Genomic DNA, 12336 nt, shown 5'->3' with positions numbered 1-12336 from the left:
CGCTGTAAGACGCCGGGGCCGCACAACCGGGAGTCCGCGGACCGTTTCAGTGAGAGTCCACACGCGGCTTTCAGTGCTAGCAACTATGGAAATCGAAATTGCAACGATTGGCGGTTACGAGGAAGTCGGACGGCAGATGACTGCCGTTCGCGCCGGCGACGACGTCGTCATCTTCGACATGGGGCTGAACCTCTCGCAGGTTCTCATCCACGACAACGTCGAGACCGAGCGGATGCACAGTCTGGATCTGATCGACATGGGCGCGATTCCGGACGATCGGATCATGAGCGACCTCGAGGGCGACGTCCAGGCGATCGTCCCGACCCACGGCCACCTGGATCACATCGGCGCCATCTCGAAGCTGGCCCACCGGTACGACGCACCGATCGTCGCGACGCCGTTTACGATCGAACTGGTCAAACAGCAGATCGAGGGCGAACAGAAGTTCGGCGTCGAGAACGACCTCGTGAAGATGGACGCCGGCGAGACGATGTCGATCGGCGACTCCGACCAGGTCGACCTCGAGTTCGTCAACGTCACCCACTCGATCATCGACGCGATCAACCCCGTGCTCCACACCCCCGAGGGTGCGGTCGTCTACGGGCTCGACAAGCGCATGGACCACACGCCGGTCATCGGCGACCCGATCGACATGGAGCGGTTCCGCGAGATCGGTCGCGAGGGCAACGGCGTGCTGTGTTACATCGAGGACTGTACGAACGCGAGCAANGACATGGAGCGGTTCCGCGAGATCGGTCGCGAGGGCAACGGCGTGCTGTGTTACATCGAGGACTGTACGAACGCGAGCAAGAAGGGCCGGACCCCGAGCGAGAACGTCGCCCGCGAACACCTCCGAGACGTCCTCTACAGCATGGAGGACTACGACGGCGGGATCGTCGCGACGACGTTCTCGAGTCACATCTCCCGGGTCACGAGCCTCGTCGAGTTCGCGAAGGACATCGGCCGCCAGCCCGTGCTGCTGGGTCGCTCGATGGAGAAGTATTCGGGTACGGCCGAGCGACTGGACTTCGTCGACTTCCCGGACGATCTCGGCATGTTCGGCCACCGCAAGTCCGTCGATCGCACGTTCAAGCGGATCATGAACGAGGGCAAGGAGAACTTCCTGCCGGTCGTAACGGGCCACCAGGGCGAGCCCCGAGCGATGCTCACCCGGATGGCTCGCGGCGAGACGCCATACGAGCTGGACGACGGCGACAAGGTCGTCTTCTCCGCTCGCGTGATTCCGGAGCCGACCAACGAGGGCCAGCGCTACCAGGCCGAGAAGCTGCTGGGTATGCAGGGCGCCCGCGTCTACGACGACATCCACGTCTCGGGCCACCTCAACCAGGAGGGCCACTACGAGATGCTCGACGCGCTCCAGCCCCAGCACATCATCCCCGCCCACCAGGACCTGAAAGGGTTCTCCAGCTACGTCGACCTCTGCGAGAGCGAGGGGTACAGGATGGGACGCGACCTGCACGTGACCCGCAACGGCAACCTCATCCAGCTTGTCGACTGATATGACGATTCCCGAGGCACGCGAGGAAGCGGTGCTCGAGGCCGTCAACCAGCGCCGCAAACTGGTCAACGACGCGATCCCCGAAGCGCTTCCGATCCAGCGGCCGGAACGGCTCTACGAGGCCTCACGGTACCTGCTGGACGCAGGCGGCAAGCGGCTCCGACCGACGGTGTTGTTAACAACTGCGGAAGCACTCGCCGACGTCGAGCCGCTCTCGACGGACTACCGGGAGTTTCCAACCCTCGACGAACGGTCGGACTCACCGGCCGCGGACGGCGAGGACACCCAGCCGCAGACACCGGAGACGATCGACGCGATGGCCGCCGCTGTCAGCGTCGAGGTCATCCAGTCGTTTACGCTGATCCACGACGACATCATGGACGACGACGACCTCCGTCGTGGGGTTCCGTCGGTCCACCGCGAGTACGACCTCGAGACGGCGATTCTCGCCGGCGATACGCTCTACTCGAAGGCGTTCGAGATCATGCTCGAGACCGGTGCGGCGTCGGACAGAGCGGTCGACGCCCTCGACGTGCTGGCGACGACCTGCACGAAGATCTGCGAGGGCCAGGCGCTCGACGTCGACTTCGAGCAACGCGAGGACGTCTCCCCCGAGGAGTATCTCGAGATGGTCGAACAGAAGACCGCCGTCCTCTACGCCGCGTCGGCGTGTCTCCCGGCAATCTTGCAGGGAGCGGACCAGGAGACGATCGACGCGCTGTACGGCTACGGACTCGACGTCGGGCGTGCCTTCCAGATCCACGACGACGTGCTCGATCTGACCGTGCCAAGCGAGGAGTTAGGCAAACAGCGAGGAAGCGACCTCGTCGAAGAGAAACAGACGCTGATTACCGTCCACGCCCGCGACCAGGGAGTCGAAATCGAGGACCTGGTCGACACCGAGGACGTCGAACGCGTCACCGAGAGCGAGATCGACGACGCCGTCGCCGAACTCGAGCGCGTCGGCTCGATCACCTACGCGAACAATCGCGCCCGTGAACTCGTCGAGCAGGGGAAGGATCGACTCGAGGTGCTGCCGGACAACGAGGCCCGCGAACTGCTCTGTGACATCGCGGACTACCTGATCGAACGCGGCTACTGATCGGGTCGTTTTCGACCCCGATTTTCGAAGAGATAACGCAAGTACCGCCGGGAGCGTTCGAGAGTCGATCCGGCTGGAGACGGTTCTCGTGCGAACTCCTGCCGTCGGTTCCGAAGACCGCGAGCCGTCCTCCGGTCGCTCCGGGAAATCGGACGGCAGCCGTCTCAGTCGAGGCAGAACTCCTCGGCGAGACTGCGACACTGCTCGGCCTCGAGAGGCTTCAGAACGTACGCGTCCGCCTGCGGCGGTTCCGACTGCAGCTTCTCTAGCTCCGGCTGTGTCCCCGTCAGTACGACGACCGGGATCTCGTGGAGTTCCTCGTCGCCCTTGATGGTTCGTAGCACCTCCTTCCCGCTTTTTTTCGGGAAGTGCCAGTCGAGAAGGACGAGATCGGGACGGGGAGCGGACTCGTACTCGCCGCGTCGCTCGAGGAACTCGATCGCCTCGACGCCGTCGGTGACGACGTGGTAGTTTCCCCGGAGATCTGTGTTCTCGAACATCTCCCTCGTGAGACGCACGTCACCCGGGTTATCCTCCGCTAAAAGTATTTCCCCCACATGCTTCGGTCCACCCATAACGAACCCACCAGACGCGGGTACATAATTGTCACTACCGGGCGGCGAGACGGACGGGTCCGGAAGACGGAGCGGCGAACGGGTTCCCTCCGACCGAGGGGTCCCGAGGGCGCCTCGCGTTCTACTCGATGACAGGATCAGCGCGTACGGCCGTTGAACGGCGCGTTCTGTTCCATCCCTCGAGGGGGGCGTCGATCACCAAGTGTGTAGGGACGAGTCTTACGCACGTGACCCCCGTAGGAGTGTGTATGAACGACCACACACCCGACGAGCCGGTAGACGTGCTCCTGATCGAGGACAACCCGGGTGACGTTCGCCTCACACAGGAGGCGTTTCGCGCGACCGAGAGCGATATCTCGTTCCGGGTCATCAGCGACGGAAAGGACGCAGCGATGTACTTCCGTCAGCCCGAGGACGCCGAACCCTGTCCCGACCTGGTGTTGCTCGATCTGAACCTCCCGCGAAAGGACGGGCTTGCCGTTCTCGAGGTACTCGAGGAGGAACTCGACTACCCGCCGCCGGTGCTCGTGCTCTCGAGTTCGAGCGCCGAGGAGGATATTACCGCGAGCTACGCCAGCGCTGCGAACGCCTACCTCACGAAGCCCGACGCCATGCCGGAGTTCACCTCGATGGCGGAGGCGATCGAACGGTTCTGGATCGACGCGGCACAGCAGCCGCCCGCGCCGGCCTGACGCGGAATCGGCGAGACGACGCTCCTGCTCGGAACGTGGGCGGACGGGCCGACACCGCTGCGGTTTTGAGCGGGCGGCGAATACCCCACGGTAATGGACGACGACTTGCGCGAACGGATCGAGCGGGAGGCGGAGAAACACGCGCTGTTGAACGCGGTAAAACACGAGAGCGACGCCGACGTCGGCGCGATCATGGGGCCGCTGATGGGCGACAACCCGGCGTTTCGCGAACACGGAGACCAGATTCCGGGCGTCGTCGGCGGCGTCGTCGGTCGCGTTAACGACCTCGCATACGCCGAGAAGCGCGAACGGCTCGAGGAGTTGGCCCCCGAGGAGCTCGCCGAGATCGAGGCCGAGGACGAGGGCGACGACCACGACCTGCCCGACCTCCCCCGCGCGGAGGAGTACGACGAGGTTCGGATGCGGTGTGCACCGAACCCCAACGGCCCGTGGCACGTCGGACACGCCCGGATGCCAGCTGTCATCGGCACCTACAAGGAACGCTACGACGGCTGGTTCTGCGTCCGCTTCGACGACACCGACCCCGAGACCAAGCGGCCCGACCTCGAGGCCTACGACGCGATCCTCGAGGATCTCGACTACCTCGGGTTCGAGCCCGACGCGACGTTCAAAGCCAGCGACCGCCTCGACATCTACTACGACCACGCCCGGAAGCTGATCGATATGGGCGGGGCCTACACCTGCTCGTGTTCGGGCGAGGAGTTCTCCGAGCTGAAAAACAGCGGTGAGGCCTGTCCCCACCGCGAGAAGGACGTCGAAACCGTTCTCGAGGAGTTCGAGGACATGATCGCTGGCGTCTACGACAGCGGCGAGATGGTCCTCCGCGTAAAGACCGACATCGAGCACAAGAATCCCGCGCTGCGGGACTGGGTCGGTTTCCGGATGATCGACACGCCACACCCGCGCGAGGAAGCCGAGGAGTACCGCTGCTGGCCGATGCTCGACTTCCAGTCGGCGATTGACGACCACGTCGTCGACGTCACCCACATCATCCGTGGGATCGACCTGCAGGACTCGGCGAAACGGCAGGGCTTTCTGTACGACTACTTCGGCTGGGAGTACCCCGAGGTCATCCACTGGGGCCACGTCCAGATCGACGCCTACGACGTGAAGATGAGCACGTCGACGATCGCAGAACTGATCGACGAGGGAGGACTCGACGGCTGGGACGATCCGCGCGCGCCGACGCTGAAGAGTCTTCGTCGGCGGGGGATCCGCGGCGAAGCCATCGTCGACGCGATGGTCGGCCTCGGCACGTCGACCAGCGACGTCGACCTCGCGATGAGTTCGATCTACGCGAACAACCGCGACCTGATCGACGAGGAGACCGACCGTCGGTTCCTCGTCCGCGACGGGAGCGAGGTCCCGTTGGGTGGGAGCCCGCCCGACGAGGCGAACCCGCCGCTGCATCCGAACCACGAGGACCGCGGCGTCCGTGAGATCCCCGCCGGCGACGCCGTCCTGCTCGAGCCCGACGACCTCCCCCAGCGCGAGGAGCGGATCTGGCTCAAGGGGCTGGGCTGTTTCCAGTACACCCGCGATACGCTCCAGTACACCGGCGAAGACATCGACGTCGTTCGCAAAGGCGAGGTCGACGTCGTCCACTGGGTGCCGGCGGCCGAGAGCGTCCCCGTCCGGATGCGGACGATGACCGGCGACGTCAGCGGCCGGGCCGAACCCGAGGTCGCCGCCCTCGAGCCCGACGAGATGGTGCAGTTCGAGCGCGTCGGCTTCGCTCGGATCGATGGCACGGACGGGACGGACGGCACGCTCGCCTACTACGCCCACCCCTAAGTCGTCGCGACTACCGGACACCGAACCCGTCGCCCGATTCGATCGTCCCTCGAGTCGAACGGCGAGGCCGCGAACCGGGACGGAGACGGCCGTCGATCGGCATTACTCGTCTTCGTCGTCGTTCTCGTCCCCGTCTGCGTCGTTCTCTTCCTCCCCTTCACCGTTCTCGTCGTCCATCTCGTCCTCGCCGTTCTCCTCCGCTTCCTCCTCGGCCTCGTCGTCGGTCACTTCCTCGAGGTCCTGGGCGTCCCCGAGCNCCGTTCTCGTCGTCCATCTCGTCCTCGCCGTTCTCCTCCGCTTCCTCCTCGTCCTCGTCTTCGTCTTCTTCGTCCTCGCCGTTACCCTCGATCTCGATGTCGCCGATCATCGTCCCCTCGTGGGGCTGGCAGACGTACGTCGCCATCTCGTCGCTGGCTTCGAACTCGAGGAACTGATCGTCGCCGCCCTCCTCGGCGAGTTCGGTCTCGAGGTCGTCGACGACCTCGTCGTCCTCGTCGCGGATCTCGATGTTGTGCTGCTGGCCGTCGCCTTCCTCCCAGCCTATTTCGTACTCCTCGCCCTCTTCGAGGGTGAGCGTCGGGTTCTCCTCGTCGGCGATCGCCTCGGGTTCGATACCGACCCAGCCCGAGGTCTGGCCGTCGAACTCGATCCGCGTGCCGGGTTCGATCGCTTCCCCGTTCTCGTCGTCTTCGGGTTCTTCCTCGTCGTTTGCCGGCTCCTCATCGTTCGCTGGTTCCTCGTCGTCCGGCTCTTCCTCATCCGGTTCGTCGTTTCCGTTGTCGTTGCAGCCCGCGACAAACGCCGTCGCACCAACGGCACCGGCAATCTTGAGGATCTTGCGTCGAGTCGCTCGTGTGGTGTCCCTCATACACCATACTATGTGGTCCAAAGAGGTTAAACCAAACACGCGGCCGGAGAGAAATTATAAAATCCATTAGATAGTTCCGTTAGTCGATCTGGCGGTTTTTTCGAACAGAGGAACGGTTACGTCGCCCACTCCCCCCGAGCGAACTCGCGGGCTTCTCAACCGATCTCCGGCAGCGCAGCCGATCAGTCGTTCCCCTCCTCGAGCAGGTCGTCAGCGCTGTCGGGAAGGGGATCCGCGACGACGCCGTCCTGACGCCCGAGAACGCGTGCGTGGGGAGCACAGACGACCCTGTTTTCGTCCCACGGGATGTGGAGTTCGACACAGGCCGGGCGGTCGCAGCCGTTTTCAGCGCAGTCCATACGCACGGGACGGCGGCAAGCGACTCGGCGTTTGCGGTCGGTCAGAACACGAACACTGCGACGAGGAAGCCGAGCAGAATCGACGCCGTCAGCAGGACTTGAGCGGCCGTCGACGCGAGGATACCGACCGTCGCGTAGAACGCTGATCGAGTGCTGTGGTCGACGTCGCCGCCGCGGACGAACTCGAGGACGAACACGGTTCCAAACAGGCCGACGAGCAGCCCGATCGGGCCCGTCAGGAGCATGAGCGCGATCCCGACGACCGCGGCGGCACCCGTCGTCGTCCAGGAGGCGCCGCCGGCGCGGGCGGCGATCGAGCCCGCGAAGAACTCGACGAACAGGGTGAGCGCGCCGAGGGAAAGCAGGACGAGCAGGGAGATCGGACCGGGTTCGGTAAACCCCGACCCCCACCAGTACAACAGGACACCCGAGACGGAGAGCAGGCCGCCGGGGACGAGCGGGACGACCGTGCCGGCGACGCCGCCGACGAGCAGGGCGATCGCGAGGGCGGCGATGACGTCGACCATAGGGAGGCGAAGACGCGGCGACGGCAAAGACGTACCGCCTCCGGAACGGTTAGGGACGGCGGGACGAACCGGCCTGTATGGGACGAACGCGCGGAGCGATCGTCGTCGGCGCATCGTCGGGGATCGGCGAGGCGCTCGCTCGAAACCTCGCCGCCGACGGCTACGAGGTCGGGCTGGCAGCCAGACGCACCGACCGACTCCGGGAGATCGGCGAAGAGCTCCCGACACGATCGTACGTCGCGACGATGGACGTCGCCGACGCCGAGACCGCCCGCGAGCGGTTCGACGCGCTCGCCGACGCGATGGACTCGGTCGATCTCGTCGTCATCAGCGCCGGCACCGCCGACCTGAACCCCGACCTCGAGTGGGAGCCCGAGCGGAAGACGATCGACGTCAACGTTCGCGGATTCGCGGCGATCGCGACCGCGGCGATCTCGCAGTTCGAGGAGCAGGGGATCGACGGCCACCTCGTCGGCATTTCGTCGGTCGCGGCCCACTTCGGCAACGGCGCCGTGCCGGCGTACAACGCCTCGAAGGCGTTCGTCACGACCTACCTCGAGGGGCTGCGGACGCGGGCGTGCGGAAGCGAGACGGACGTGACGGTGACGACCGTCGAGCCGGGGTTCGTCGACACCGAGCTGGCCTACGGCTCGTTCTGGATGTGTTCGCCCGAGACCGCGGCCGAAGGGATCGCTCGAGCGATCCGCAAGGAGCGAAGCCACGTCTACGTCATCCGTCGGTGGCGACTCGTCGCGTGGGCCTTCGATATCGTTCCGAACGCGATCCTGCGACGGGTACTGTCGTAGCGCCGCCAGTTGCGTCAGGAGTCCCGGAATCGCTCCCGGACCTCGAGCGCCGCCTCGGTTCCGTAGCAGTCGACCAGCGGGCAGAACGCCTCGCCGAGGGCCCGCATACACTGCCCGGTAGAGTGGTAGTCGAGCCGATCGGCGACCGTCTCCAGGTCCCGGGCCTGCAGTACGCGGAGAACCAGCAGCCGCTCCTGTCGGGTCGTCAGTTCGACCGTCGACGGCCGCTCTATGAGGTAGCGAACGACGAGTTCGCGAAACGGTCCGGGATCGACGTCGAACAGACCCGGCCCGTAGGCGGCGCCCGCGACGACGCGCCACTCGTGAGCGCTCAACTCGAGGGGTGGGGCGGCGTCGACGGGGACACTTCGCAGGACCGCCCGCGCGACGTCTGGCTCAAGGTCGGCGAGGGCGTCCGAACAGAGAGCGGCGAACCGTCGGGCGAAGCGCGCGGCGTGGCGGTCGCACAACGTCTCGCCAGTCTCGCCCGTCGGCGAGAGTAACAGCGCCGAGTACTCCCCGCTGGTGTCGTTGCGCGTCGTCGAGATGTGGACCGCCGCGTAGCCGTTCGCCCGCCAGAACTCGAGGAGGCCGGGCGTCGCGCCGAACCCGGTGCCGAGCCAGTCGGCTTCGCTACCGAATTCCTCGCGGATCTCCGCGAGCAGCCGCGAGCCCAGCCCCCGCGAGCGCGCGGCGTGGTGGGTCGCGATCCGCACGACCCGTACTCCGGCGGGCTCGCCCGCACACTCGTCCCGTAGCTGGCTCGTGAGCACGTCGGGGAGCATGTTGCCGCGAATTCGGCCACCCTCGTACATCATCGCTCGCTGCTCGGCCGGAAGGTTCCCCTCGCGGGCCAGCAGGGCGACGCTGACGACGTGGCCGTCGTGGACCAGCGCGCGAGCCTCGAGGTTCGGCGCGTCGAGCAGGCGCGCGAGGTCGGTGGGCTCGGTGCGGTAGTGAGCGAGCACGAGCAGCCCGAACGCCTCCCGCAGCAGCCCCTCGTCGGCCAGCAGCTCCTCGGGCTCGAGTCGCCGATAGCGGACGGTCTCCGGCGCGGCGTCCGCGACGAGTGAGCCGACCGGGGGACGGGCGTCGAGCAACAGGGCGCGAAACGCCCAGACTTCGACCGGATCGCCGGCAGCGTATCGGATCGGTTCCGCCAACGTGCGCTCGGTGACGGTGTGTTCGCTCTCGGCGAGGCGATCCCGGAACCGGACGGAGAACCCTCTCCCCGCCCCCTCGTAGCCGTGGATCGTCGTCGCGAACGCGATCCGATCGGCCGCAAGCAGCGACTCGAGGGTCGCGACCGGGAACGCGGCGGCCTCGTCGACGATCACGACGTCGGCGGCCTCGCAGTCCTCGAGCGCCGCGGTCGGCTCGAGGTAACGGACGCGTCCGCCCGCCGCCGTTTCGAGTCGGCGTTGTTCGGCCGTCTCGACTTCCTCGAGGCTCTCACAGAGCTCCCGGGCGCGATCGAACACCTCCCGCGCGTTCCGGACGTTTGGGGCGGTCACGAGCACGTCTTCGCCGTCGGCGGCGAACGCGCCGGCCGCCAACCCCGCCGCGCTCGACTTCCCGCGGCCGCGGTCGGCCTCGAGCACGACCGCCGCCGGAGCGTCGAGCAGCGATTCGAACGCGGCGACGGCCTCGATCTGGTCGCTAGTCAGACAGGCCTCGTAGGCCGGTAGCGGGAAGCGGTGGTCCGCGGGCGGCTCCAGTTCCGCGTCCGCGTTCAGACTCGGCGGGGGACGGGTCAGCCCCTCGTCGACGGTCCAGCTCGTCTCGAGATCAACGATTCCGATTCCCCGGTGCGCTCGAAGCGTCTCGACGAGGCGGCGTCTGAACCGACCGGTGACGTCCGACAGCGAGAACGGCGGGACGGCGAGGGAGTCGTCGAACGCGTCCCGGCGGTCGGGCCAGGACTCGAGCGACGGCGTCAGCAGGATGAGGAGCCCGCCGCCGTCGACCGTTCCGACGAGCTTCCCGAGAGCGTCGGGCTGGAGCTGGTCGTGGGCGTCGAGGACGACGACGTCCCGCGTCGTGCCGAGCAGCTCGCCAACGTGGGTCTGGGAGAGCTGTTCGCAACGCAGCCGATCCTCGGGTCCGACGAGCGTGGTCCGGGTGATCGCTACCGAAAGTCGGTCGAGGATCGCCTCGAGGCGCTCGTACCCGCGTTCCCGGTCGCCGGCCAGTACCAGCGCTCGTCGTTCGTTCGTCCGCACCGCCTCCGCGCGGAGCGATCGGGCGAGGTCGACGAGGTCGTCGTCAGCGGCCATACCCTCGCGTCGTCGCCTCGGGTGTAAGAGGTCACGGTCTGGCGGTCGCGTCCCCCGCGGTCAATCGTCACAGCCGGTCACGGTCGATCGGCCCGCCTCGAGTTTCGATCCGAAACCGCCGATACCGGCCGTGCGGACCGATCCCACTCGTCCGGTCGTTTGGACACGCTTTTAAGGGGGGCAACGCTACTGCGTAGTACACCCTACGCGGGGTTGATGATGCTCCTAGCCTCACAGGACTTCCGCCGACCGGACGTCGGCCCGGGACCCAGCCCGGACGGCAGGGGAGCGCGAGCCCGCGCGTAGGAGAGGTGAACAACCAATGTCAGTCTACGTAACCACAGACATCCCAGCCGACCTCGCAGAGGACGCCCTCGAGGCCCTCGAGGTCGCACGAGACACCGGACGCGTAAAGAAAGGAACCAACGAGACCACCAAAGCGATCGAGCGCGGCAACGCGGACCTCGTCTACGTCGCCGAGGACGTCTCCCCCGAGGAGATTGTCATGCACCTGCCCGAACTCGCAGACGAGAAGGGTATCTCCGTCGTCTTCGTCGAGACCCAGGACGACGTCGGCCACGCCGCCGGCCTCGAGGTCGGGAGCGCCGCCGCGGCGATCGTCGACGCCGGCGAGGCGTCCGACGACGTCGAAGAGATCGCCAACAAGGTCGAGGACCTCGACTGAGGTGACCTGAGATGAGCGCTGAAGAGAACGAAAGCGGATCCACGCCCGCCGAGGTCATCGAGGTCGTCGGCAAGACCGGCATGCACGGCGAAGCCATGCAGGTCAAGTGCCGCATTCAGGAGGGCGAAAACCAGGGTCGAATCATCACCCGAAACTGCCTCGGGCCGGTCCGCGAAGGAGACGTACTCCAGCTTCGCGAGACCGCCCGCGAGGCGGACTCCATCGGAGGACAATAATGGTCGAGAAACGTACCTGTGACTACACGGGCGAGGATATCGAGCCCGGAACGGGCATCATGTACGTCCAGAACGACGGTACCGTGCTTCACTTCGCCAGCGCGAAGGCGGAGAAGAACTACAAGCTCGGTCGCGAGCCGCGTGACCTCGAGTGGACCGAGGCCGGTCGCGCCGGCAAAGGTCCCGCCGAGACCGACACGCCTGCCGCCGAGGAAGCCGACGAGGACGAAACCGTCGAGGCCGGCGAGGACGAGGATCTCGAGGCCGAGACCGACGTCGACGACGAGGACGAGGACGTCCCCGCGGGCGACGAGTCGGTCGACGAGACCGAGGAACTCGAGGAGAGTGAGGCCTGATGAGTGAGGCCGAGCGCACGTTCGTGATGATCAAGCCCGACGCGTTCGCGCGCGGGCTGGTCGGCGAGGTCGTCTCCCGACTCGAGGACCGCGGGCTGAAGCTCGTCGGTATCAAGATCGAGAACATGCCCCGCGAGCGGGCCGAGGAGCACTACGGCGAACACGAGGACAAGCCGTTCTACGACGACCTCGTCGACTTCGTCACCTCCGGTCCGGTCGTTCCGATGGTCTGGGAGGGCCAGGACGCGACCCGACAGGTCCGCCAGATGATCGGCGAGACCGACCCGCTCGAGGCCGCCCCCGGAACGATTCGGGGCGACTACGCGCTCGACCTCGGCCGGAACGTCGTCCACGCGGCCGACCACGAGGACGAGGGCGCCAACGAGCGAGAGATCTCGCTGCACTTCGAGGACGACGAACTGATCGACTACGATCAGCACGACGCCGGCTGGCTCTACGAGTAGCGCTCCGTCGGCCGACTCGTTACCGACGTTCGCGACCGGGTTTTTCTGTTTAGCAG

14 protein-coding genes and 1 pseudogene are annotated in these 12336 nt (G+C 66.4%); 9 read left to right on the top strand and 6 right to left on the bottom strand.

Features of this window, described 5'->3' with window-relative positions; genetic code table 11:
- The first annotated feature begins 85 nt into the window (after window positions 1-85).
- Window positions 86-1519 carry a ribonuclease J gene (locus C491_RS15390; RefSeq protein WP_005557934.1) on the top strand — a complete coding sequence of 478 codons (1434 nt, stop codon included), beginning with the start codon at window positions 86-88 and terminating at the stop codon, window positions 1517-1519.
- 1 nt (window position 1520) lies between these two features.
- A complete protein-coding gene (idsA3, locus tag C491_RS15385; RefSeq protein WP_005557933.1) occupies window positions 1521-2621 on the top strand; it encodes a geranylfarnesyl diphosphate synthase in 1101 nt (366 codons plus the stop codon).
- A 164-nt stretch (window positions 2622-2785) separates the two neighbouring features.
- On the opposite strand, the gene C491_RS15380 is transcribed toward idsA3, so the two are convergent.
- On the bottom strand, window positions 2786-3196 hold the full coding sequence (locus tag C491_RS15380) for a response regulator (RefSeq protein ID WP_083909369.1): 411 nt from the start codon (window positions 3194-3196) through the stop codon (window positions 2786-2788).
- A gap of 248 nt (window positions 3197-3444) precedes the next feature.
- On the opposite strand from C491_RS15380, the gene C491_RS15375 reads away from it, so the two are divergent.
- Entirely contained in the window at window positions 3445-3888 is a 444-nt protein-coding gene (locus C491_RS15375) for a response regulator (protein WP_005557931.1), read from the top strand.
- 93 nt (window positions 3889-3981) lie between these two features.
- Window positions 3982-5703 carry a glutamate--tRNA ligase gene (locus C491_RS15370; protein WP_005557930.1) on the top strand — a complete coding sequence of 574 codons (1722 nt, stop codon included), beginning with the start codon at window positions 3982-3984 and terminating at the stop codon, window positions 5701-5703.
- A 102-nt stretch (window positions 5704-5805) separates the two neighbouring features.
- Here C491_RS15370 and C491_RS24400 read toward each other — a convergent pair whose 3' ends face one another.
- The 4 genes and pseudogenes from C491_RS24400 to C491_RS15360 all read right to left on the bottom strand — a co-directional run bounded on the left by C491_RS24400 (window position 5806) and on the right by C491_RS15360 (window position 7457).
- Complete coding sequence (locus C491_RS24400; RefSeq protein WP_449289270.1) at window positions 5806-5931, bottom strand: hypothetical protein; 126 nt, start codon at window positions 5929-5931, stop codon at window positions 5806-5808.
- A gap of 178 nt (window positions 5932-6109) precedes the next feature.
- Window positions 6110-6571: pseudogene (locus tag C491_RS24395) on the bottom strand (twin-arginine translocation signal domain-containing protein); the annotation flags it as partial.
- Window positions 6572-6753: 182 nt separating this feature from the next.
- Window positions 6754-6930: a hypothetical protein gene (locus tag C491_RS23335; protein ID WP_005557928.1), complete on the bottom strand. Its 177-nt coding sequence runs from the start codon at window positions 6928-6930 to the stop codon at window positions 6754-6756.
- Between the two features lie 41 nt (window positions 6931-6971).
- Complete coding sequence (locus C491_RS15360; RefSeq protein WP_005557927.1) at window positions 6972-7457, bottom strand: DUF456 domain-containing protein; 486 nt, start codon at window positions 7455-7457, stop codon at window positions 6972-6974.
- A 77-nt stretch (window positions 7458-7534) separates the two neighbouring features.
- On the opposite strand from C491_RS15360, the gene C491_RS15355 reads away from it, so the two are divergent.
- Window positions 7535-8263 (top strand): SDR family NAD(P)-dependent oxidoreductase, encoded by a 729-nt coding sequence (locus tag C491_RS15355; RefSeq protein ID WP_005557926.1) that lies wholly within the window; start codon window positions 7535-7537, stop codon window positions 8261-8263.
- 14 nt (window positions 8264-8277) lie between these two features.
- Here the strand turns inward: C491_RS15355 and tmcA are convergent, their stop codons facing one another.
- Window positions 8278-10539 carry a tRNA(Met) cytidine acetyltransferase TmcA gene (tmcA, locus tag C491_RS15350; protein ID WP_005557924.1) on the bottom strand — a complete coding sequence of 754 codons (2262 nt, stop codon included), beginning with the start codon at window positions 10537-10539 and terminating at the stop codon, window positions 8278-8280.
- 322 nt (window positions 10540-10861) lie between these two features.
- On the opposite strand from tmcA, the gene rpl7ae reads away from it, so the two are divergent.
- The 4 genes from rpl7ae to ndk are packed head-to-tail and all read left to right on the top strand — an operon-like array spanning window position 10862 to window position 12280.
- Window positions 10862-11224 carry a 50S ribosomal protein L7Ae gene (gene rpl7ae / locus C491_RS15345; RefSeq protein ID WP_005557922.1) on the top strand — a complete coding sequence of 121 codons (363 nt, stop codon included), beginning with the start codon at window positions 10862-10864 and terminating at the stop codon, window positions 11222-11224.
- Window positions 11225-11235: 11 nt separating this feature from the next.
- A complete protein-coding gene (locus C491_RS15340; protein WP_005557920.1) occupies window positions 11236-11460 on the top strand; it encodes a 30S ribosomal protein S28e in 225 nt (74 codons plus the stop codon).
- Window positions 11460-11816, top strand: a complete 357-nt coding sequence (locus tag C491_RS15335) for a 50S ribosomal protein L24e (RefSeq protein ID WP_005557915.1) — start codon at window positions 11460-11462, stop codon at window positions 11814-11816. Before C491_RS15340 ends, C491_RS15335 begins: the two co-directional genes overlap by 1 nt.
- On the top strand, window positions 11816-12280 hold the full coding sequence (gene ndk, locus C491_RS15330) for a nucleoside-diphosphate kinase (RefSeq protein WP_005557913.1): 465 nt from the start codon (window positions 11816-11818) through the stop codon (window positions 12278-12280). Before C491_RS15335 ends, ndk begins: the two co-directional genes overlap by 1 nt.
- The last annotated feature ends 56 nt before the right edge of the window (window positions 12281-12336 follow it).

It is taken from the genome of Natronococcus amylolyticus DSM 10524, from assembly GCF_000337675.1.
Taxonomy (GTDB): Archaea; Halobacteriota; Halobacteria; order Halobacteriales; family Natrialbaceae; genus Natronococcus; species Natronococcus amylolyticus.
This window is presented reverse-complemented; position numbering and strand designations above follow the sequence as displayed.

Excerpts from the sequence above, each read along its gene's own strand:
- C491_RS15340 (WP_005557920.1), top strand. The coding sequence starts at position 11,236 with ATGAGCGCTGAAGAGAACGAAAGCGGATCCACGCCCGCCGAGGTCATC.
- idsA3 (WP_005557933.1), top strand. The coding sequence starts at position 1,521 with ATGACGATTCCCGAGGCACGCGAGGAAGCGGTGCTCGAGGCCGTCAAC.
- C491_RS15335 (WP_005557915.1), top strand. The coding sequence starts at position 11,460 with ATGGTCGAGAAACGTACCTGTGACTACACGGGCGAGGATATCGAGCCC.
- C491_RS23335 (WP_005557928.1), bottom strand. The coding sequence starts at position 6,930 with ATGGACTGCGCTGAAAACGGCTGCGACCGCCCGGCCTGTGTCGAACTC.
- ndk (WP_005557913.1), top strand. The coding sequence starts at position 11,816 with ATGAGTGAGGCCGAGCGCACGTTCGTGATGATCAAGCCCGACGCGTTC.
- rpl7ae (WP_005557922.1), top strand. The coding sequence starts at position 10,862 with ATGTCAGTCTACGTAACCACAGACATCCCAGCCGACCTCGCAGAGGAC.
- C491_RS15360 (WP_005557927.1), bottom strand. The coding sequence starts at position 7,457 with ATGGTCGACGTCATCGCCGCCCTCGCGATCGCCCTGCTCGTCGGCGGC.
- C491_RS15355 (WP_005557926.1), top strand. The coding sequence starts at position 7,535 with ATGGGACGAACGCGCGGAGCGATCGTCGTCGGCGCATCGTCGGGGATC.
- C491_RS15375 (WP_005557931.1), top strand. The coding sequence starts at position 3,445 with ATGAACGACCACACACCCGACGAGCCGGTAGACGTGCTCCTGATCGAG.
- tmcA (WP_005557924.1), bottom strand. The coding sequence starts at position 10,539 with ATGGCCGCTGACGACGACCTCGTCGACCTCGCCCGATCGCTCCGCGCG.
- C491_RS15370 (WP_005557930.1), top strand. The coding sequence starts at position 3,982 with ATGGACGACGACTTGCGCGAACGGATCGAGCGGGAGGCGGAGAAACAC.
- C491_RS15380 (WP_083909369.1), bottom strand. The coding sequence starts at position 3,196 with ATGGGTGGACCGAAGCATGTGGGGGAAATACTTTTAGCGGAGGATAAC.